Genomic DNA, 19217 nt, shown 5'->3' with positions numbered 1-19217 from the left:
CGGGCCCTTCGGCTCGCACCAGGTAGCCCCGCCCACTACCGCGGTACAGTCGAAAGCCTATGTGGATCGGATGGATAGAACTGGATTTTTTGTTGGGCGACGTGCACTCCCTGAAGGAGAAGCGCTCGGTGATTCGGCCCGTGATCTCGGAGCTGCATCGAAAATTCGCGGTGTCGGTCGCCGAAACCGACCATCGCGACCTGCACAGACGGGCCGAAATCGGAGCGTCGGTGGTAGCCGGCGACCTCGAGCACGTGACCGACATCCTCGACCGGGTCGAGCGGATGGCGGCGTCCCGACCGGAGCTTCACCTCGTAGCCGTTCGGCGGCGCACCCTGAAGAGCGACGACATCTGAATCGCGCGCTGTCGACGAATCCGGGTCATCGACAGTTACGGTCATCGACGGACGTCGAACACCTGCTTCTGGATGCCGTTGCCGTACACCTCGTGCTCCACCAGATCCAGGTGAGTCGTGGCCTTGTCGCTGGAGCTGAACAGCCGCTTGCCCGCGCCGAGCAGCATCGGGAAGACCAACAGGTGGTAGCGGTCGACGAGACCGGCATCGGCGAGGCTGCGACCCAGAGTAGCGCTACCGTGTACCGAGATCGGCCGGCCTTCGGTCTCCCGGAGTTCGGCGACGTCGTCGATGCTGCGCAGAATGGTTGCCGGCCAACGGTCGTCGCTGCGCTCCAATGTCGTCGACACCACGTATCTGGGCATCGAGTTGTATCCGGCGAAATCGTCCATCGTGGGCCATACGGGAGCGAACGCCTCGTAGGAGGTACGCCCCAGCAGCATGGCCGTGGCCTCGTCCTGCTCGCGACCCTTGATCTCGTACGCCGCGGGATCGAACTCGATGTCCTTGAACGTCCACCCCGCGTTGCGGTAGCCGACTTCCCCACCCGGCCCCTCCATGACGCCGTCGAGCGAAACGAATGCGGTCACGATCACGGTGCGCATGGCAATCCTCGGTTCGGTCTGAGGCAGAAGCGGAACAGGTGCCGGAATCGTAAACCACGCGTCGAACCGACGACAGGCAGTGTCGGGTGGCAAGGTGGTCTCATGGCCGAGCAAGTGGAACGCACCGAAGACGGTCACTATGTCGTCATCAAAGGTCGACGGTGGCGCGCGACCGATCCCGACATTCCCGAGGATCGCAACGCCGAATTGCGCTCGATCCTCATGGCGTGGCGCAGAGACGTCAAACGCACCTCCGGTGCCACGGAGTCTCGCGCGGGCGTTCAGGCCGCCAAAGTCGCTCTGGGAGAACGAGGTACGCCGTGGTGGGAACAGTCCCCGGACGAGCGACGGGCCCGCTGGGAGGCCGAGGTGCCACGGCCGACCGATACCGATCTCGAGAACTGACCACACAATTCGTTGCCATATCGGAAACTATCCAATATGGTTTCCGATATGGAAAGCATCGATAAGCCCACCTCGTCCGAAGCTCGAACGACTCTCGACGACATCGACCGAGTGCAACGCGCCGTGCGCGACACTCCGTGGCCGGTCTGGTTGTACGCCGTCAACGCAGTGCTCATCGGGGCGTTGGCACTCACGCCGCTGCTCACCGACTCCCACCGCACTGTCGCCCTGCTGATTCTGGCCGCGGCCATTGTGGCAACGAACGTGATTACCGGGTACCGAATGGGCACACCGTGGGCGCTGCCTACCAGCCGTGGATTTCTGGCGTCGGTCGCACTGTCCGTTGCTTTCGTGGTGGTGGCACTGGCATTCGCGCAGCCATCCCTGCCGAGCTGGGCGCTGGTGCTCCTCGCTACAGCAGCGACGGCGACCTACTCGTTCGGTTCGATCGCTCACTACCGGAGCACACACCGATGACGGACGATCTGGATCCGATCATTCATCCGGCGAACCGGCTGCGGATCTGCGCGCTGCTGGCGGCAGGTACGACGCTCGAGCTCGCCGTCGTGAAGGAACACAGTGGATTGAGCGCATCGGCGCTGAGCAAGCAGGTGGCGGCCCTGGTCGACGCCGGCTACGTGGATCAGCAGAGATCACGCACCGACTCGCGGCGGATGTGGCTGTCGCTGACGAGGGAGGGTAAAACCGCCTACCGCCGCCATGTGGCTGCCCTCCGCGCCATTCTCGCCGAGGCCGACTCGAGCCCATCCGAGCCTGGGCGGTGAGTTCTCCCCCAGCTCCGTGTCTACTTTTTCGACGGATGTAGTCGGTGCAGCCGCCACCGGTCGTTCGATTCGAGAAGGAGTCCCCGCCATGCCCACACTCAGTCCGTACCTGTCGTTCCGTGACAATGCGCGCACCGCTATGGAGTTCTACAGCACGGTCTTCGGTGGCGAGCTCACGCTGACCACGTTCGGCGAGGGCCTGGCCACCGACGATCCATCCGAGAAGAACCTGATCATGCACGGCCAGTTGACAACTCCCAGCGGATTCACACTGATGGGGGCCGACACCCCGTCGTCGATGGAACACACACCCGGAAACACGATGAGCGTCTCGCTCTTCGGTACCGAGCACGAGGAATTGACGGGCTACTGGAACGCGCTGGCCGTCGACGCACAATTCACGATGGGTCTCGACGCAGCACCGTGGGGTGACACATTCGGCATGCTCACCGACAAGTTCGGTGTGCAGTGGATGGTGAACATCTCCGGCTCGGTCGCCGAAAGCTGAGCGACGGAGGAGCAGTGGGCGCCTTCAGTGGCTGCGCGATTCGACTGAGATGACCTCGTTCAGCCCGACGGGCCCCCAGCCCCTGTCGAGCGCCACGATCAGCACCGCGCAACCGACCGCGGACAGCACCAGTGCGGAACCGAACAACGCGGTGTAACCGAACACATCGCCGATCACGCCCGCCGTAAGTCCGGACGCACCCTGCGCAAAGACGATTGCGCAGGCCATCAGTGTGTAATCGCTTCCTGCATAACGTTTTTCCGATGCGTCCATCATCAGCGCGAAAACGGCAACGGTTGCCGCGCCGCCCAGCACGTGTTCGGTGACGTTGGCCGCGACCAGGAGCGGAAACCCGCCGATGCCGAACGATGCCACTACATACAACGCAAGACTGAGGGTTTGGGCGATTCCGCCGACCAGCAGAGCCTGACGACGTCCGAAGCGAAATGACAACCACGCGCCGAGCGCAGCACCTCCGAGTGCTGCCACCGACGACAGGCCGCCCTCGACCAGGGCGATCTGAGTCAAGGTCAGTCCGTTGTCCGAAAGGAACGGGCCGACCAGCGCCGAGCCCATCGAGTTTCCGAATTTGAAGCCGACGATGAGAAGGATGAACGCGACCATGCCAGGCCTGCGCAATCGGGACCACCAGGCCACAGCAAGTCGCGCCGGACCCTCGGACTCGGGCTGCCGGTCGGTGTCCACGTCTGCCGCGGCCAGTTGCTTGTTCATGAACCAGACCGGGGCCGTCGCCAACAGGATCAGCAATGCCATCGCAACGAAGAGCACTTGCCATCCGGCAAAGCTGAACAGCCACAACAGCACTCCCCCGCCGCACACCATACCTATCCGGTACGCGCCCACCTGCAGACCGTTGCCCAGGCCGCGTTGCGACACCGTCAACGTGCGGACCGCTATCCCATCCGTTGCGATGTCCTGGGTGGCCGACAGCGCGTTGATGACGAAAATCCCGACGAAGAGCCAGCGCAGCGTCGACGACAGATCGAGCAACGACAGTGCGAGCGCCACCAGCGCGGCGGACACCTGCAACGTCAGAAGCCACCGCCGTCTGGAACCGTAACGATCGACGTACGGTGCCCACAGAAATTTCAGCGCCCACGGCAGAAACAACACCCCGGTTGCACTGATTTTCACCAACGAGAAACCCGACTCTCGAAGCACGACGGGCAGGGCCTGCGTGAAGAAGCCGAACGGCAGACCCTGTGCGAAGTACAGGGCCCCGAGCAACGTGAGGGTGCCGACGGTGAACGACGCCGGACGCACCGCATTGGTCATGCCGGTCATCGTGTCAGAGCGAGGCCTCGTCCGCCGAGTACCGCACCGGTTGCCGGAGAATGGTGCGCAGCTTCGCCGGTTCGACCCGTCGTGGATCACCGAGGTAGATCTCGTGATGACGGCCGGTCATCGTCAGCCCGGCCTGCGGGATGTAGTGGTGGTGCATCTCGTCGAGCACAGCGGCCTCGTCGTCGTAGGAACCGATGTGCAGAGTTTGCACGCACAGGCCCTCGTCGAGGGTGTCGAGGCGCATTCCGGCACGTCGGTCCGAACGGTTCTCGGATGCGTCGACCCGTACGGCGTGCTCGAACATCGTGTGGTCGATCCAGTCGGGCGCCATGATCATCACAGTCCAGAGCCAGTTCGACTTGTCCCGGCGCGTGGTGAAGGCCGCCATGTCCGGCGCCCACCACAAGGCTTCGAGCGGTGGGACGACGTAGTCGCGCTCCAGGTCGTTCTTACTGAAGAATTTCAGCCGGTACGCAACGGGGAACAGCGTAGATACAGCATCGGCATATGCCGGCGCGGTGTTCGGATCCCCCTGGCCGTCGATCATCAAGTATTTCAGCGGTGGCACGGTCAGAACTCGAAACACGTTGCGCCGTGCCGAATACGAGTCGAGGGTCTTCTTGAAATCCGTCTTCATGCCCTCACCTCCTGCCGAGTGCGGATTAGTGTACCGACCAAACCGGGCTGGGGTGCCGTGGTGAACGCTGCCCGTTCGGAGGCAGATGGCTCAGCAGAGCCCGAGTACGACCGGCACACTCACTTAGAACTCCTGGCCGGAATGCGTCTCAACAGAAGCGTCGCCGCATCGAGGACCATGTGTCGGTCGTAGGTCAGGCAGTAGTCGTACAACACGCTTCCGTCGTGGGCAGTTCCGCTCTCCACCGCGATGAGAGCAACGCTGGACATCGGTGCCACGATGACAACCGAGCGCTCCGACGCCAGTGGTTCGTCCTCACCGACCGCAACGGTCCGAAACCGATGCTCACCCGGCATCGGCCGCGAGTCGAAGACGGCCAGGAGAGCCGTGCGCACAGCGAGGTCGTCGAACAACGCGACACGCTCGGCGGTCGACCCGGCCGACGCGTTCGTCGTCGCCAATACGACGGTCGACGCACCGGTGCCGTAGACACTGCGAAGCAGACCGTTCTCGATGTCGTCGAGAAGCCGTGCGTCAGCGCGTCGACGGGTTCCGAATCGATGGACCAGACCGTACGGCGTCACGGCAACAGGGGCCCGGACGGTTATTGCCGGCTCCAACTCGAGTGTGTCGGCCGTACCGCCGGTGGCTCCGAAGGTGGGTAGATGAGTCGGAGCGCCATACAAGTAGCCCTGGCCGAGAACCGCACCCATGTCGTGCGCAGTCGCTTCGTGCTGCTCCGTTTCGATTCCCTCGGCGAGCACCAGCGCACCGCTGCGTTCGGCCTCTGCGGCGACCGCGGACACCACGGACGCCGTGGCATAGCTCGAACGGCCCTGCACGAGAGACATATCCAGCTTGATGACGTCGGGCCGGAGCAGCGGAATAAGTGCCAGACTCGACGAGTCTGCACCCACATCGTCGAGCGCGACCCGCCATCCCAGGTCGCGGGCATGCTCTACCGCACGCAGCAGCCCGGCGGGGTCACCCATCAGATCTCGCTCGGTGATCTCGACGATGATCGACAACCGAGATGCCTCGGCCATCAATGGCAGGCACTCTCTCGGAGGTGGCGCGTCCAGGGCGGTGGGTTCCGCGTTGACGAACAACGCGAGTCCTTCGGGGAAACCGGCCTCGACAGCCCCGCTCAGGGCGCTGAGTCTGCACCGCCAGTCGAACTCGGCCGACTCGCCTCGATCGGCCGCCTCGCGCAGCAGCTGCGGCGGCGAGATCGCTTGCGCGTCGCCGCAGGTCCGCACCAGGGCTTCGTAACCCACGACAGCTCGGCCGTCCAACGCGACGATCGGCTGGTAGGTCGACGTGATATCGATCGTCATCGGCGAAAATTGCGCGTGCGAGGCGTCACGATGCACAGGCGGACCTCCCTCGGTACCCCTCGACGGTCCCCACCCGGGGAACCATCATGCCCGATGGTCGCCGGCCGCGCCCTCTTCCCTCGCCGACGGGCTATAGGGTGCTCGGAAGACTTCGGATCGGCGGTGAACAATGGTGGGTGCGAACTCCGACGATCACCTGTTCGCGGGCAGATATCGTCTGGGCAACGTCGTGGGGCGCGGCGGAATGGCAGATGTCGTTCGAGCCGACGACGACGTCCTCGGTAGGCCCGTTGCCGTGAAGATATTCCGTCAGGGTGAACCCGCACATACCGATGCACGGATCGATGCCGAGATCAGGACGCTCGCGTCGCTGTCGCATCCTGGCCTGGTGACGTTGTACGACGCCGGTACCGCCCCCTACACCGGCGGTATCCGAGTGCCGTTTCTGGTGATGGAGTTCGTCGACGGCCCCACTCTGAACGGCTACCGCGCAGGCCGCGCACTACCGGGCGATCTCGTCGCCCGGATGGGACACGAGATCGCTCGGGCCCTCTCCTATATCCACCACCGCGGCGTGATCCACCGCGACATCAAACCGGCCAACATCCTGGTCGCCCGAGAGCCGGCGTCGAGCACGGAACACTGCGTCAAGCTCACCGATTTCGGTATCGCTCGCATCGTCGACGCCGACCGCCTCACCGAGCACGGCACCACCGTCGGCACCGCTCACTATCTCAGCCCGGAACAGGCGACGGGCACCTCTGCGGGGCCTGCAACCGATATCTACAGCCTCGGATTGGTTCTCATCGAATGTCTTACCGGCGCAATGGTGTTCGACGGCAGCGCGGTGGCCGCAGCCGTGGCGCGCTTGCACCGCGACCCCGAGGTACCCGAGCAACTCGGGCCCCAGTGGCATTCGCTGCTGACGACGATGACGGCCAGACATCCCGAAAACAGGCCGACGGCGGACACCGTGGCCGACGCCTTACACAGTCTCTCCAGCGAACCGCCACCACCGCCGGCCACTGCGGTCCTGCCCGTCGCGAATTCGACAGCGGTTGTCGCCGAGCAGGATTCGGCCCGTCGACCAACGGAGGGTTCACGGCGTCGCGGTCTTGTCCCTGCGGCTGCGGCTGCACTGTTCGTCGCCGTCGCGTCGGCAATTGCCTGGATGGCAACCGGAACAGGCGACGAGCCGATCGAGACATCGCCGTCCACATCGGTCACCGCTCCGACCAGCCCGGCGCCCGTGACAACCGCATCCGAGTCCTCGATGCCGGTTGTCTCGAACCTCCCCCAGGACGTTCCCGCCCCCGCCGTCGAACAGGTGCCCGCCGAGCCGCCACAACCTGCGGCTCCACCGCGAAACGGGAACAACGGCAACGGTAATGCGGGCAATGGCAACTCCGGCAACGGGAGTCCAGGCAACAGCAACGGCAACGGCAATTCAGGCAACGGCAATTCAGGCAACGGGAACTCCGGCAACGGCAACCCCGGCCGTGGGAACTGAGCATGTCGGCAACCAAGGGAACGGACAGAGCATGACGCACGTCGACACCGTGGTGGTGGGAGCCGGCATTTCCGGTCTCACCGCAGCACGCATTCTGCACCGTGCGGGTCACCGTGTGGTCGTTCTCGAAGCCCGCGACCGCATCGGCGGACGAGTGGACACCCTGCGGACGGACGGACAGATTCTCGATGTCGGTGCGTCCTGGGTTCATGGAATCGACAACAATCCGCTGGCCGACGCAGTACAGGCTTTCGGCATTCCGACCAGTGAGTTCACGGTGGGGAGTTTTCAGCCGGACGGACGACCCATCGCGTACTACTCACCGAACGGACGGCGTCTGAGCGAGGACGAGGTTGCGAGCTTCGCGTCGGACGTACACGTCGTCGACGAGCTGTTGGCGGCGACCATAGCGACATCGACCCTGGGCACGTCGTACGGGGATGCCGTGAACAGCACCGTGAAACGGCTCGCATGGGATCCTGATCGAATCGAACGGGTCCGGGAGTTCCTGGGTCACCGGGCCGAGGAACAGCTGGGTGTCGACCAGGGGATGCTCGATGCGCACGGGTTGGACGACGACGCGATCGAGGGTGACGAGGTCGTGTTCCCCGAGGGGTACGACCGGCTCGCGGTCTGTCTGGCCGACGGGCTGGATGTACGACTCGGCCATGAAGTGACACGCATCGCGTGGGGATCGAACAGCTCCTCCGTCGAGACTCTCACCGAGACGTTCTCGGCCGACCACATCGTGGTGACGGTTCCGATCGGCGTCCTGAAGTCACCGACCTTGCTTATCGAACCGCCTCTTCCCCATCCGGTGTCGACTGCGTTGGACGGACTCGAGATGAACGCGTTCGAGAAGGTGTTCCTACAGTTCCCGCATGCATTCTGGGACGAGGACGTCTACGCGATTCGGCAGCAGGGGGAGGCCGGGCGTTGGTGGCACTCGTGGTACGACGTGACCGTGCCGCAGGGGTTGCCCACGCTGCTCACGTTTGCGGCGGGGCCGTGTGCGCAGACGATCCGGCAGTGGTCCGACGCACGCATTGCCGAATCGGTGCTCGACGCGCTTCGTGGCCTCTACGGCGAACGCGTGATCTCCCCGCAGCGGGTGCATGTCACGCGATGGCAGGACGACCCGTTCTCCCGCGGTGCTTACTCTTACCCGGCGGTCGGCTCGCGACCGAGCGACCACGACGATCTGTCGACCCCGGTCGGCGGAGTTCTACACCTGGCCGGCGAGGCAACGTGGACGGACGATCCGTCGACGGTGACCGCGGCATTCCTGTCGGGACACCGAGCGGCGGAGCGAATCCTGGCCCGCACGGTTCCGTTCGACGAGATCTGGGGCGGCGGCGAACTTCGTCCCAATTAGACGGAGATTCGCGTTTCCTTCCCGAAACCGCGCACCGGGATTACTATGACGACTTCATCCAGGCGGATGACCCGTTACCGATGTGCGCTGCCATTCTTCTGGTCGGTGCCGATGTGGCAGCGGCGCTGTTCGACACGGCAAGGCACAGGGGTGGACCATGGTTTCCGACGTCATCGATTGCAGCACGGTCTTCGCACACGACGTCGAGCAAGTGTGCGGGGTGCTCAGTGCGGTCGAACTGTACCCGCGATATTTCCCCGGACTCGGGTACTGCCTTCTCAGCGAGTCGGCGAACCGCTACACGTGCGACGTCGGTGGGGTCGAGCACGCACTCGAAGTCGTGGTGAACAGACGTAACCGGCCGATCATCACCGTCGAGCACGTCGAATCCGGCGGTTTCATCAGATTCACCCTCAGCGCGCGTTCACCGAGCGAGACCAAAATCGATGTGACGATCTTCCGAGCCGGCCTGGCCGGAACCTACTCGCCGCAACCCGAACACAATCGGGCAGTGGTCGACTGGGTCATGGGTGGCCTGAACAGGTTGGCCGAGTCCCTCTCCGGCGCAACGACATCGATCGTGTCCAACGCCGGCGATTCCCGGTCGCTACAGCTTGCGGTCCTCAAAACGATGATCGGTACCGGCGTCGTTCGTGCCGCGCGTCCTGATCGCGCATACCGGCAGCTGAACTCGCTGGCGAAATGGGGCTTCACCCTCGGCGGTGGCTTCGCGGCCGCCGCCGCCAAGTCACCGGACGAAATTGCCGTGATCGACGATCGCGGTACTCGCACGTTCGCAGAGATCCACCTGCGATCGCATCGGATAGCAGCAGGGTTCGCCGCATCCGGAATTCGCCCGGGAAGCACGGTAGGAGTTCTGGCCCGCAATCACACTGCCATGATCGAATGCGTCGTCGCCTGCGGCATGCTCGGTGTCGAGGTCGTACTTCTCAACACCGGCCTCGCGGCCCGCCAGATCGAGACCATCTCGAGTCGTCACCAGCTGCAAGCGCTGTTCGTCGACGACGAATTCGACAAGATGGTTCGCTACCTCCCCAACGACGTCCTCCGCGTCAGCTTGTCGGCTCATACCGTCGTCGCGGGCCGTCGCACTCTGGAGCATTTCGTCGCGGCTCCGTCCGCCACGTTCGACAGACCGCAACGGCCCGGATCCGTTGTCGTGCTGACCTCGGGCACCAGCGGGTCTCCCAAAGGTGCACTTCGCCCGACCCCACGCGGCTTCGGGACCGTCGCGGCCATGTTGTCCCGCATGCCACTTCGTATGAACGAGCGCATGCTGATCGCTGCGCCGATGTTCCACAGTTGGGGGCTGGCGGCGTTGCAGATCAGTACACCGCTGCGGGCAACAGTGGTTCTGCAGGATCGATTCGATCCGGAAGAGTGCTTGCGGACGATCCAGACTCATCGGTGCACGTCGCTGATCGCCGTCCCGATCATGTTGCAGCGCATACTCGATCTACCCGAGTCCGTGCGATCACGCTACGACACGTCCAGCTTGAAAGTCGTCGCGTGCAGCGGTTCGGCGTTGACGGGGTCGACCGTCTCGCGGTTCATGGACGCGTTCGGAGATGTTCTGTACAACTTCTACGGTTCCACCGAGGTCTCGTGGGCGACCATCGCCACACCGCAGGATCTGCGTGCAGCTCCCACTACCGCGGGTCGGCCGCCGCTCGGCACGACCATCGCCGTACTCGACGCCGACGGCGCAGTGGTTCCGACCGGCACTCTGGGCCGGATATTCGTAGGTAACGACATGCTCTTCGACGGCTACACCAACGCCGAGCCTCCGTCGACTGCTTCGGCTCGCGGTGCAGCACTCATGGATACCGGCGACCTCGGGTACATCGATTGCAACGGGCGGCTCTTCGTGTGCGGGCGGGACGACGAGATGATCATCTCCGGCGGCGAGAACGTGTTTCCCGGGCCAGTGGAGGACGCCATAGCCAACCTTCCTCAGGTCGGCGAGGTAGCGGTGGTCGGCGTACCCGACAACGAGTACGGTCAGCGCCTCGCGGCGTTCGTCGTCGGTCGTGGTGCTGCAGGCCTCGACGCAGATATGGTGCGGGCCTACATCCGAAATCGACTGAGCCGGTTCTCCGTGCCGCGAGACATCACGTTCCTCGAAGAACTCCCCCGAACCGCGACCGGCAAAGTGATCAAGAGGATGCTGATCGAACCTCCCACGGCCGCCGGTATGTAAGCCGGCACGTCGACTTCCTCACCACCCCGCCTTCCGACTCCACCCCGAGAACTCTCAGTTGTTTGACTGTTCAGAATCTGAGACTATTTTGGGAGGAAGCGACACCCGTTCTGCGGGTGAGGGACGGAAGGGACGGAATGGCGATGTCGAGGTCATCGGATGAACCCCGTCAGGCTCGCGCCGCCCAGCCCGGGGACGCGTCGTCGTCCTTCCTGCAGTTGTTTTTCGAGGCAACCCGTGAGAACGGCCTCTCCCCCGGGCCGAGTCCGAACCGTGGAATCCACGACGACCGATCGAGCGACTGAAGAATCGCGAAACCGAGTCGACACTCGAAGCGCGCAATAGAGTCGAATGACTGATGACAGCTCACGACGCCGCAGCCGATACTTCGAACCCGACGGGTTCGAGGAGCGTGATGTCCCAGATACGAGTAGTCATCGCCGATGACGACGTGTTGCTGCGAGAAGGCCTGGCCAGTCTGCTCACCCAGGCGGGCCTCGATGTCGTGGGCCGGGCCGGTGACGCCGAGGAGTTACTGGCGTTGCTCGAGAAAGATCCACCGGACCTGGCGATCATCGACATCAGGATGCCGCCGACCTACACCGCCGAGGGGCTCGACGCGGCCGTGAAGATCCGCGACCGTTTCCCCGACGTCTCTCTACTGCTCTTGTCTGCTCACGTCGAAGTCGATCACGCACTCGAACTGCTCGACAGCGCGAACAACACCGCCAAGGGTATGGGTTACCTGCTCAAGAGCCGTGTGACCGACATCGCCGACTTCGTCTCGACGATAGATCGGATCGCGGCAGGATCGTCGGTCATCGATCCTGCTCTTGTCTACGAACTGGTTGCGGCCAAGCGCCGAGGTGATCCCCTCGGCGCGTTGAGTTCTCGCGAACGGGACGTCTTGACCTTGATGGCCGAAGGGCTCTCCAACGCGGGCATAGGCAGACGCTTGTGGATCACCGAAGGAACCGTCGAGAAGCACGTCCGAAGCATCCTGACCAAGTTGGACCTGTCGGAGACGGCCGACGATCACCGTCGCGTGCGAGCGGTGATCCTGTATCTGGACACCGTCGGGTGACCCGCCGTCAGGTGCCCAGCAGGGCTTCGATCGCGCTCGCCGACAGCTCGAATTTCGACAGGAAACCCAGGGCAGAACTGTTGTTCACCAGGTCTGCGAAGTCCTCCTCGTCGTGTGTCGACACGAGAATGACGGCAGGCGGAGGCGTAAGATCCTGGGCGTCGATCGCTTCGACCACGTCGAATCCACTGTCGGCACCCAAGTCGATATCGACCAGCACGAGATCGGGGTGGGTGGACAGCACTGCATCGATCGCCGAGGTGAGTGAGGTCGCGGTGCCGACCACCGACATCCCTGCCGATTCCAACAGTCGGCGTGCAGCGACACAGAAAGCGTCGCTGTCGTCGACGATCAGGCACTGCAGGCGGGAGGGCATCACTCTGTCGAGAGTGTCAGAGACGGCTCGGGTCGGCATTACCGCTAGCGGTAATTCGAGCAGTCGGATATGCCGATGACGTCGGACGCCGCCCTCCGCGACCGGCTCGTCACTGTGATACTCCGGCCGAGTGCGCCGCCGGTCGCCTGCGGAATCGCAGTGGCCGCAGCCGCCATCGCCGTCGAGATACTCGTTGTGCTGACGCTCAAACGGGTGTCACCCGAGAATGCTTTCGGTGCGATATTCCTGTTCGGAGTGCTGATCGTGTCTGCGGGGTGGGGCTTTCGTCTGTCGATCGCGACATCGGTCGCCAGTGCCGGCGCGTACGCCTACATCCATGTACTCGAAAGCAGTGAGAGCCTCGTCCCTGCACTGATCGTGTTTCTGGCACTGGCGCTTCTGACCAATGTGCTGGTTGGCCAATCACGTTTGCGCGCAACCGAATCCGATCAACGTCGACGAGAAGCAGATATGTTGGCGGCGTTCGCCAAGACCATCTTGCGCTCGGACCACACCCCGACAATGCTCGATGTTGCCAGCACCCGGCTGGCTGCGGTCCTCGACCTGCCCTTCGCGGTGTTGAAGCAAGGGAATGCCGACGCGTCCGTGGGGCAGGAGAAAATCCTGCTTCGGGACGGGGAGGTCGTCACCGCGTCGCTGCTGGTTCCCGCCGATCTCGATAGCGTCGATGCCCGCCGTATCCGCCGTGTCGTGCCTTCGTTGGAGGCTCTTCTTGCCGCCGCCCGCGACCGTCAGGACATGCACCTCCGTACCGTCGCGCTGGCACGCCAGCAAGCGTCACTGCGGAAGGTCGCAACATTGGTGGCGCTGCGGGCCGATCCGGATGACGTGTACCTCGCAGTCGCACACGAACTCACCGTCGGGTTGGACAACGAACATGTTTCGGTGATCCGCTACAGCGACGGGTATTACACGATTCTGGCGATCCGCGACGACTCCGCCGGTGAGCGCGTGCAAGCCGGTGATCGACTGCCGATCGGTGGGCAGAACGTGGCCACGATCGTCGCCGACACCGGCCGCGCCGCTGCCGTCGACTTCACCGAAGCGACCGGCGGTATCGCTGAGCGACTGGAGGGCAGGGGTATTCGCTGGGTCGAAGGTGTACCGATCACTGTCGACGGCAGTACCTGGGGTGCCGTCATCATCGGCACGACAGCTACGCAGTATGCGGCCGGCGGTGAGACCCGAGATCGACTGGCCGACTTCGCCGACCTCGTTGCCACTGCGGTCTACAACCACGACACACGAGTTCAGCTGACGCGGTCCCGGTCCCGCGTGGTCGCCGCAGCCGACCAAGCCCGCCGAGGTATCGAGCGTGACCTGCACGACGGTGCCCAACAGCGAATCGTCTCTCTCGGAATGGAATTGCGCGGCGCCCAAGCCGCTGCCCCGGAGAATCTGACCGAGCTCCGCGCGATGTTGGACCGCAGCGTCGAGACGCTGTCGCAGGTGCACACCGACCTCCGCGAACTCAGTCGCGGCATCCATCCCGCAATCCTCTCGCGCGGAGGACTCGCACCGGCACTCAAGACGTTGGCCAGACGCAGTCCGATTCCCGTTGCCCTCACCGCCGACATTTCCTCCCGGATGGACGAATCGGTGGAAGTGGCGGCGTACTACGTGGTCGCCGAGGCGCTGACGAACACGGCCAAATATGCCGAGGCCACCGAAGTCGAGATCACCGCGCACCTGACCGAGGACAGCTTGGAACTGACCGTGACCGACAACGGCCGCGGAGGTGCCGATCCGAGCACAGGGTCGGGTTTGATCGGTTTGCAGGATCGGGTGGCCGCAGTCGGCGGCGAACTGACCATCGTCAGTCCACCCGGGGGTGGCACGACACTGTCGGTCCACATCGGGCTGTCTACCGGCTAGCAGGTAGCGGCGCCACCGGAATCTCCTCCCCCGCGTTGGATGGCAGCGGCGACGCGTTCGACCCGGGAACGGACGAATGTTGTCGGCACCCAATCGAACCGAACCAGGGAGCAGGCCATGCCGTACATCACCACCACCGACGGAACCGAGATCTACTACACCGAGCAGGGCACCGGAAAGCCAGTTCTGCTCAGTCACGGCTGGCCGCTGTCCTCGGACGCGTGGCAGCTCGAACTGAAGCTTCTCGCAGACGCCGGCTACCGCGCCATCGCACACGATCGCCGCGGCCACGGCCGGTCCTCGCAGACTGCCGTCGGCCACGACATGGACACCTACGCCAAGGATCTGGCCGAACTGGTCGAGGCCCTCGACTTGCAGGAACTCACCCTCATCGGACACTCGACCGGCGGCGGCGAGGTCGTGCGGTACGCCGCGCAGCACGGTGGCAGCCGCGTCGCTCGGGTGATCACTGCCGGTGCCGTTCCCCCGGTCATGCTGAAGTCCGAGGCCAACCCCGAGGGCACGCCGATCGAAGCACTCGACGACATCCGCAACGGCGTTCTCTACGATCGGTCGCAGTTCTACAAGGACTTGTCCGAGCCGTTCTTCGGTGCCAACCGTGAGGGCTCCACCATCTCCCAGGGCGCCAAGGACGACTTCTGGCGACAGGGGATGCTGGTCAATCTGACTGCTGCATACGACTGCGTGAAGGCCTTCTCCGAGACCGACTTCACCGAGGACCTCAAAGCGCTGACCGTCCCGATCTTCATCGCCCACGGCGACGACGACCAGATCGTGCCGATCGCCGCGGCGGCACTGAAAACCGCAGAACTCGTCCAGCACGGCACCCTCAAGGTCTACCCCGGTGCACCGCACGGAATCTACGGCGATTACCAGAAAGCCTTGGACGCAGACATTCTCGCCTTCATCGCCCAGTAGCAGCCCCGCTCTCGCCCTCCGGAACAAAGGTGACAACACGATGATCAGACCGTACGCAGTCGTCGGAGCAACCGGAGGGCAGGGCGGCGCGGTGGTGGATGCCCTGCTGGCGCAGGGGCTACCGGTGCGCGCAGTGGTGCGGCGTCATTCGGCCCGCGCGGATCGGCTACGTGAGCGAGGTGCCGAGATCGTCGTCGCGGACATCACCGATCGGGAATCGTCCGCGGCTGCATTGAGAGACAGTGCCGGTGCGTTCGTGATGACGACGCCGTTCGAGGACGGTCCCGCGGCCGAATTGGCTCAGGGCGCAGCCCTCGTCGATGCGGCGATCGCCGCGGAGGTTCCGCACGTGGTGTTCTCCTCGGTTGCGAGCGCTGACCGCCGCACCGGCATACCGCATTTCGAGACGAAGGCCGAAACCGAGGCACTGCTGCGTCGAGCTGGGCTGTCGTACACGATCGTCGGCCCCACCTACTTTTACGACAACCTTCTCGGCGGACTCGACGACGTCAGGGCCGGCCGCCTCGATCTGCCCTTGCCGCTCCACACTCCACTGCAGCAGCTGTCGCGGCGGGATCTGGGGCGGTTCGTCACCCTCGTGTTGACCGAACCCGCGCACTTTCGCGAGATGCGAATCGATCTCGCGTCGGACGATCCGAGCTTGGAGGCCATGGCGAACACTCTCGGCGACGTTCTCGGAACCTCGGTGCAGCCGTATTCGAGCCGGGCACGGGACATAGGTTCCGAGGACATGAGAGCGATGTTCCAATTCTTGACCGACGTCGGGTACGACGCGGACATCGACGGCTTGCGCACCCGTTATCCCGAGGTCGAATGGCAGACATTCGCGCAATGGTCGGCGGGACTGGCGTGAGCACCACCGCCACCACGCCGGCAGCACCGTCCGCGTGGTCGCCGCTCCGAAATACCGTCTACCGCAGCCTCTTCATCGCACAGCTGGTCTCGAACATCGGCGGCTGGATGCAGACCGTCGGTGCGCAGTGGTTCCTCGTCGAACGTGAGGCGTCGACCACCATCATCGCCGCCGTGCAGACAGCAAGTCTGTTACCCACCCTGTTGCTGGCCCTGCTGGCAGGCGCGCTCGCTGACGCGCTCGATCGCCGCGTTCTGCTCATCGCGGTCGGTGCCGGTTCGATGCTGACCGGAATTGTGTTGACCGCACTGGCATGGACCGACACCTTGTCTCCGTGGGGATTGCTCGCGTGCACATTCGTATTGGGTTGCTGGACATCACTGTCCGCTCCCGCCTGGCAGGCGATTCAGCCCGAGCTGGTGAGCCGTGAAGAAATCCCGGCCGCCTCGGCGCTGGGCAGCGTGACCGTCAACGGGGCGCGGGCCGTCGGACCGGCGCTTGCCGGTGTACTGGTGGCATTGGCCGGGCCGACCTTCGTGTTCGCCATCAACGCCGCCTCCTTTCTCGCAACGTTGAGCGTGCTGATCGCATGGAAGCGCCCGAAACATCCACAAACGGATCGAGAAGGCCTTGCCGAGTCGATCCTGTCCGGGGTCCGCTACATCCGGTCCGGCCCGATCGTTCGACGAATCATTCTGCGCTCGGCGTTGTTCGCCTTCCCCGCCTCTGCATTGTGGGCGCTACTGCCATCGGCTTCGTCGTCGGTACTGAAACTGGGCTCGGTGGGATACGGCGTGTTGTTGGGCGTACTCGGGGTCGGAGCCGTGATCGGCGTTGCCGCGACGCCGATGCTCCGAAAACATTGCAGCGCAAATACCTTGCTCGTCGGTTCTGCTGTCGGGTACGGCGTGGGAATGGCCGCGCTGGCGTGGCTTCCGCTGTGGGCGGTGGTCCCGGCGCTGTTGTTGTCCGGCATTGCCTGGATCACGACGTTGACCGCACTGAATGCGTCTATCCAGCTTTCGCTCGCCACCTGGGTTCGAGCGCGCGGGATGTCGGTCTACCTTCTGGTCTTCATGGGTGCTCAGGCCATCGGCTCGCTCGTGTGGGGATGGTTGGCGTCGAAGATCGGCATCGTCGACGCACTCGCGGTCGCGGTAGCCGCCTTGGCATTCGTCGCTGCGAGTGTCGCAGTCCTCCCCCTGCGACCCGAGACCGGCGTGCTCGACCGTGCGGTGTCCATGGCGTGGCCGACCCCGACCGTGATGTTCGAACCCGATCCGGACGACGGGCCGGTGCGGATCACCGTTACGTACCGAGTGGTCGACGACGCTCTGGAGCAGTTTCTGACGTCGATGGCTCCGGTCGGGATCGCGCGGAAGCGAACGGGGGCGTACGCCTGGAACCTGTACCGGAGTCTGGACGTCGAGGACACCGTGGTCGAGCAGTTCACTGTGCCGTCGTGGAGCCAGTACCGACGTCAGCGAGAAGAACGGTGGACCGGCTCCGACCACGACGTGGTGCAGAAAGCGCTGGCCCACACCGTCGACGGTGCTACGCACACCGAAACCCATGACATCGCACTGTCGGTGCGAGCGAACCCGAACGGACAATGATGGACAACGCACTCTCGGGCGTGGGGAACGTCTTCTACTTCGCAGACGACCTCGCCGCCGCCGTCGACTGGTACCGAACGCTCCTGGGCACCGACCCCGTCGACGTACACGAGCAACTCGCCGCGTTCGACGTCTCCGGTACGCGACTCACCGTCCACGTCACCGATTCGTACAACCGCCCCGCGGGGACTGCAGGATCGGTCTCGTACTGGAACGTCGACGACGTGGACGCAGTGGTCGCCAACTGCGTCGATCGCGGAGGCGTCGTGCATCGAGGGCCGAAATCGGTGTTCACCGGTGAACGTCTGTGCCAGGTTCTCGATCCGTTCGGCAACCTGATCGGCTTCAGACAGTTCGCCAACGGTAGGAAGCGCGCCTGACGACACAGGCTCGCGCATAGAGCCGGCGAATTGGGTACACCCGCTCCATGCCCGAACTACCCGAAGTCGAAAACGCTCGACAGGTCGTCGAAAAAGCCCTCGGACGCGTCATCGTCTCTATCGATGACACCGACTCGTTCGAGTGCCGTCCACACGTGCCGGGCGATATCGCCCACGCCCTGAAGGGCGGCAAGCTCACCGAGGCATGTCGACGTGGCAAGGCGATGTGGTGCGAAACCGTCACCGCCGACGGGTCCAGCGGTCCGACGCTGGGAATCCATCTCGGAATGGGCGGCCGCGTCATTGTCACCGCTCCTGACGGCGATCGCACGTCGCAGTACGGAGGCGGCGATCCGCACGTGGGCGAGCGCGACACCGACAAGCCCGAGTGGACACGCTTTGCCATGACGTTCGAAGACGGGGGTCAGCTCCGGCTCTTCGACAAGCGCCGGCTCGGCCGAGTGCGCCTCGAACCCGATATCGATGCGTTGGGGCCCGATGCTGCGGAGATCACGCGCGACGACTTCCGGCACCGAATCGGTTCCAGCGGAGCACCTCTGAAAGCACGTTTGCTGGACCAAGCAGCAATCGCAGGCGTCGGCAATCTGTTGGCCGACGAGGTGCTGTGGCAGAGCGAGCAATCTCCGTCCAGACGGGCAAAGACTCTCACCACCGAGGAACTCGACGAGCTCCGCGTTGTGCTGCGTCGCGCCATCAGGTCGGCGATCAAGAAGGGTGGCGTGCACACCGGTGAGATCATCCCGTTCCGCAAGGCGGATGCGGCGTGCCCACGCTGCGGTGCTCCGATGACTCGCGGAACGGTGGGCGGCCGCACCACGTGGTGGTGTTCGCGCGAGCAATCCTGATCGGTTCCACGCCGCTGCCTGCTGCTCGATAGCGCTGTAGGACACCAATTTTCGGAATTGTCAAGCACTGTTGAATGCGGCGAAATACCGTTCGGGCACGTACCGTGTGGGCAGCTTCGGGTCTACCGAAGCGTTCACTCGG

At 64.2% G+C, this 19217-nt stretch carries 20 protein-coding genes; 15 read left to right on the top strand and 5 right to left on the bottom strand.

Annotation, left to right across the window (positions count from 1 at the left end; all coding sequences use genetic code 11):
- Window positions 1–59 precede the first annotated feature (59 nt).
- Window positions 60–356 (top strand): DUF503 domain-containing protein, encoded by a 297-nt coding sequence (locus tag ASH04_RS25605; RefSeq protein ID WP_032366161.1) that lies wholly within the window; start codon window positions 60–62, stop codon window positions 354–356.
- Window positions 357–397: 41 nt separating this feature from the next.
- Here the strand turns inward: ASH04_RS25605 and ASH04_RS25600 are convergent, their stop codons facing one another.
- Window positions 398–961 (bottom strand): dihydrofolate reductase family protein, encoded by a 564-nt coding sequence (locus ASH04_RS25600; protein ID WP_057474985.1) that lies wholly within the window; start codon window positions 959–961, stop codon window positions 398–400.
- A 102-nt stretch (window positions 962–1063) separates the two neighbouring features.
- On the opposite strand from ASH04_RS25600, the gene ASH04_RS25595 reads away from it, so the two are divergent.
- The 4 genes from ASH04_RS25595 to ASH04_RS25580 all read left to right on the top strand — a co-directional run bounded on the left by ASH04_RS25595 (window position 1064) and on the right by ASH04_RS25580 (window position 2659).
- On the top strand, window positions 1064–1366 hold the full coding sequence (locus tag ASH04_RS25595) for a hypothetical protein (protein ID WP_032370584.1): 303 nt from the start codon (window positions 1064–1066) through the stop codon (window positions 1364–1366).
- 48 nt (window positions 1367–1414) lie between these two features.
- Window positions 1415–1843, top strand: a complete 429-nt coding sequence (locus tag ASH04_RS25590) for a hypothetical protein (protein WP_027497183.1) — start codon at window positions 1415–1417, stop codon at window positions 1841–1843.
- Window positions 1840–2151 (top strand): transcriptional regulator, encoded by a 312-nt coding sequence (locus ASH04_RS25585; protein WP_032370585.1) that lies wholly within the window; start codon window positions 1840–1842, stop codon window positions 2149–2151. The genes ASH04_RS25590 and ASH04_RS25585 overlap by 4 nt, the downstream gene beginning before the upstream one ends.
- Window positions 2152–2239: 88 nt before the next feature.
- A complete protein-coding gene (locus ASH04_RS25580) occupies window positions 2240–2659 on the top strand; it encodes a VOC family protein (protein WP_057474944.1) in 420 nt (139 codons plus the stop codon).
- Window positions 2660–2683: 24 nt separating this feature from the next.
- Here ASH04_RS25580 and ASH04_RS25575 read toward each other — a convergent pair whose 3' ends face one another.
- The 3 genes from ASH04_RS25575 to ASH04_RS25565 all read right to left on the bottom strand — a co-directional run bounded on the left by ASH04_RS25575 (window position 2684) and on the right by ASH04_RS25565 (window position 5938).
- Entirely contained in the window at window positions 2684–3955 is a 1272-nt protein-coding gene (locus tag ASH04_RS25575; RefSeq protein WP_057474984.1) for an MFS transporter, read from the bottom strand.
- Window positions 3956–3968: 13 nt separating this feature from the next.
- The gene (locus tag ASH04_RS25570; protein ID WP_032391386.1) at window positions 3969–4601 is read right to left on the bottom strand and encodes a GyrI-like domain-containing protein; all 633 of its coding nucleotides are present in this window, start codon (window positions 4599–4601) and stop codon (window positions 3969–3971) included.
- Window positions 4602–4720: 119 nt separating this feature from the next.
- Window positions 4721–5938, bottom strand: a complete 1218-nt coding sequence (locus ASH04_RS25565; RefSeq protein ID WP_057474943.1) for an EAL domain-containing protein — start codon at window positions 5936–5938, stop codon at window positions 4721–4723.
- 169 nt (window positions 5939–6107) lie between these two features.
- On the opposite strand from ASH04_RS25565, the gene ASH04_RS27470 reads away from it, so the two are divergent.
- From ASH04_RS27470 to ASH04_RS25545, 4 genes are all read left to right on the top strand, one after another.
- Window positions 6108–7448, top strand: coding sequence for a serine/threonine-protein kinase (locus ASH04_RS27470; RefSeq protein ID WP_057474942.1), 1341 nt, complete (start codon window positions 6108–6110; stop codon window positions 7446–7448).
- Window positions 7449–7479: 31 nt separating this feature from the next.
- The gene (locus ASH04_RS25555) at window positions 7480–8823 is read left to right on the top strand and encodes a flavin monoamine oxidase family protein (protein ID WP_057474941.1); all 1344 of its coding nucleotides are present in this window, start codon (window positions 7480–7482) and stop codon (window positions 8821–8823) included.
- A gap of 157 nt (window positions 8824–8980) precedes the next feature.
- Window positions 8981–11044, top strand: a complete 2064-nt coding sequence (locus ASH04_RS25550) for an AMP-binding protein (RefSeq protein ID WP_057474940.1) — start codon at window positions 8981–8983, stop codon at window positions 11042–11044.
- 415 nt (window positions 11045–11459) lie between these two features.
- Window positions 11460–12128 carry a response regulator gene (locus tag ASH04_RS25545; RefSeq protein WP_032366150.1) on the top strand — a complete coding sequence of 223 codons (669 nt, stop codon included), beginning with the start codon at window positions 11460–11462 and terminating at the stop codon, window positions 12126–12128.
- A 7-nt stretch (window positions 12129–12135) separates the two neighbouring features.
- On the opposite strand, the gene ASH04_RS25540 is transcribed toward ASH04_RS25545, so the two are convergent.
- On the bottom strand, window positions 12136–12504 hold the full coding sequence (locus ASH04_RS25540) for a LytR/AlgR family response regulator transcription factor (RefSeq protein ID WP_230591966.1): 369 nt from the start codon (window positions 12502–12504) through the stop codon (window positions 12136–12138).
- A 75-nt stretch (window positions 12505–12579) separates the two neighbouring features.
- Between ASH04_RS25540 and ASH04_RS25535 the strand changes: the two genes are divergently transcribed.
- The 6 genes from ASH04_RS25535 (at window position 12580) to ASH04_RS25510 (ending at window position 19075) form a co-directional block, all read left to right on the top strand.
- Entirely contained in the window at window positions 12580–14400 is a 1821-nt protein-coding gene (locus tag ASH04_RS25535; protein ID WP_082519438.1) for a sensor histidine kinase, read from the top strand.
- A 117-nt stretch (window positions 14401–14517) separates the two neighbouring features.
- Window positions 14518–15339, top strand: coding sequence for an alpha/beta fold hydrolase (locus ASH04_RS25530; protein WP_057474939.1), 822 nt, complete (start codon window positions 14518–14520; stop codon window positions 15337–15339).
- A 40-nt stretch (window positions 15340–15379) separates the two neighbouring features.
- Entirely contained in the window at window positions 15380–16213 is an 834-nt protein-coding gene (locus ASH04_RS25525; protein WP_057474938.1) for an NmrA family NAD(P)-binding protein, read from the top strand.
- The gene (locus ASH04_RS25520) at window positions 16174–17829 is read left to right on the top strand and encodes an MFS transporter (protein WP_082519432.1); all 1656 of its coding nucleotides are present in this window, start codon (window positions 16174–16176) and stop codon (window positions 17827–17829) included. The genes ASH04_RS25525 and ASH04_RS25520 overlap by 40 nt, the downstream gene beginning before the upstream one ends.
- Entirely contained in the window at window positions 17829–18209 is a 381-nt protein-coding gene (locus ASH04_RS25515) for a VOC family protein (RefSeq protein ID WP_052060882.1), read from the top strand. The genes ASH04_RS25520 and ASH04_RS25515 overlap by 1 nt, the downstream gene beginning before the upstream one ends.
- Window positions 18210–18256: 47 nt before the next feature.
- A complete protein-coding gene (locus tag ASH04_RS25510) occupies window positions 18257–19075 on the top strand; it encodes an Fpg/Nei family DNA glycosylase (RefSeq protein ID WP_057474936.1) in 819 nt (272 codons plus the stop codon).
- Window positions 19076–19217: the final 142 nt, after the last annotated feature.

The sequence above is a fragment of the Rhodococcus sp. Leaf233 genome (assembly GCF_001426165.1).
Taxonomy (GTDB): Bacteria; Actinomycetota; Actinomycetes; order Mycobacteriales; family Mycobacteriaceae; genus Rhodococcoides; species Rhodococcoides fascians.
This window is presented reverse-complemented; position numbering and strand designations above follow the sequence as displayed.

Coding starts and splice junctions, on each gene's coding strand:
- ASH04_RS25590 (WP_027497183.1), top strand. CDS start 1,415: ATGGAAAGCATCGATAAGCCCACCTCGTCCGAAGCTCGAACGACTCTC.
- ASH04_RS25585 (WP_032370585.1), top strand. CDS start 1,840: ATGACGGACGATCTGGATCCGATCATTCATCCGGCGAACCGGCTGCGG.
- ASH04_RS25565 (WP_057474943.1), bottom strand. CDS start 5,938: ATGACGATCGATATCACGTCGACCTACCAGCCGATCGTCGCGTTGGAC.
- ASH04_RS25510 (WP_057474936.1), top strand. CDS start 18,257: ATGCCCGAACTACCCGAAGTCGAAAACGCTCGACAGGTCGTCGAAAAA.
- ASH04_RS27470 (WP_057474942.1), top strand. CDS start 6,108: ATGGTGGGTGCGAACTCCGACGATCACCTGTTCGCGGGCAGATATCGT.
- ASH04_RS25600 (WP_057474985.1), bottom strand. CDS start 961: ATGCGCACCGTGATCGTGACCGCATTCGTTTCGCTCGACGGCGTCATG.
- ASH04_RS25595 (WP_032370584.1), top strand. CDS start 1,064: ATGGCCGAGCAAGTGGAACGCACCGAAGACGGTCACTATGTCGTCATC.
- ASH04_RS25530 (WP_057474939.1), top strand. CDS start 14,518: ATGCCGTACATCACCACCACCGACGGAACCGAGATCTACTACACCGAG.
- ASH04_RS25545 (WP_032366150.1), top strand. CDS start 11,460: ATGTCCCAGATACGAGTAGTCATCGCCGATGACGACGTGTTGCTGCGA.
- ASH04_RS25515 (WP_052060882.1), top strand. CDS start 17,829: ATGGACAACGCACTCTCGGGCGTGGGGAACGTCTTCTACTTCGCAGAC.
- ASH04_RS25525 (WP_057474938.1), top strand. CDS start 15,380: ATGATCAGACCGTACGCAGTCGTCGGAGCAACCGGAGGGCAGGGCGGC.
- ASH04_RS25540 (WP_230591966.1), bottom strand. CDS start 12,504: ATGCCCTCCCGCCTGCAGTGCCTGATCGTCGACGACAGCGACGCTTTC.
- ASH04_RS25575 (WP_057474984.1), bottom strand. CDS start 3,955: ATGACCAATGCGGTGCGTCCGGCGTCGTTCACCGTCGGCACCCTCACG.
- ASH04_RS25580 (WP_057474944.1), top strand. CDS start 2,240: ATGCCCACACTCAGTCCGTACCTGTCGTTCCGTGACAATGCGCGCACC.
- ASH04_RS25520 (WP_082519432.1), top strand. CDS start 16,174: ATGGCAGACATTCGCGCAATGGTCGGCGGGACTGGCGTGAGCACCACC.
- ASH04_RS25535 (WP_082519438.1), top strand. CDS start 12,580: ATGACGTCGGACGCCGCCCTCCGCGACCGGCTCGTCACTGTGATACTC.
- ASH04_RS25605 (WP_032366161.1), top strand. CDS start 60: ATGTGGATCGGATGGATAGAACTGGATTTTTTGTTGGGCGACGTGCAC.
- ASH04_RS25550 (WP_057474940.1), top strand. CDS start 8,981: ATGGTTTCCGACGTCATCGATTGCAGCACGGTCTTCGCACACGACGTC.
- ASH04_RS25555 (WP_057474941.1), top strand. CDS start 7,480: ATGACGCACGTCGACACCGTGGTGGTGGGAGCCGGCATTTCCGGTCTC.
- ASH04_RS25570 (WP_032391386.1), bottom strand. CDS start 4,601: ATGAAGACGGATTTCAAGAAGACCCTCGACTCGTATTCGGCACGGCGC.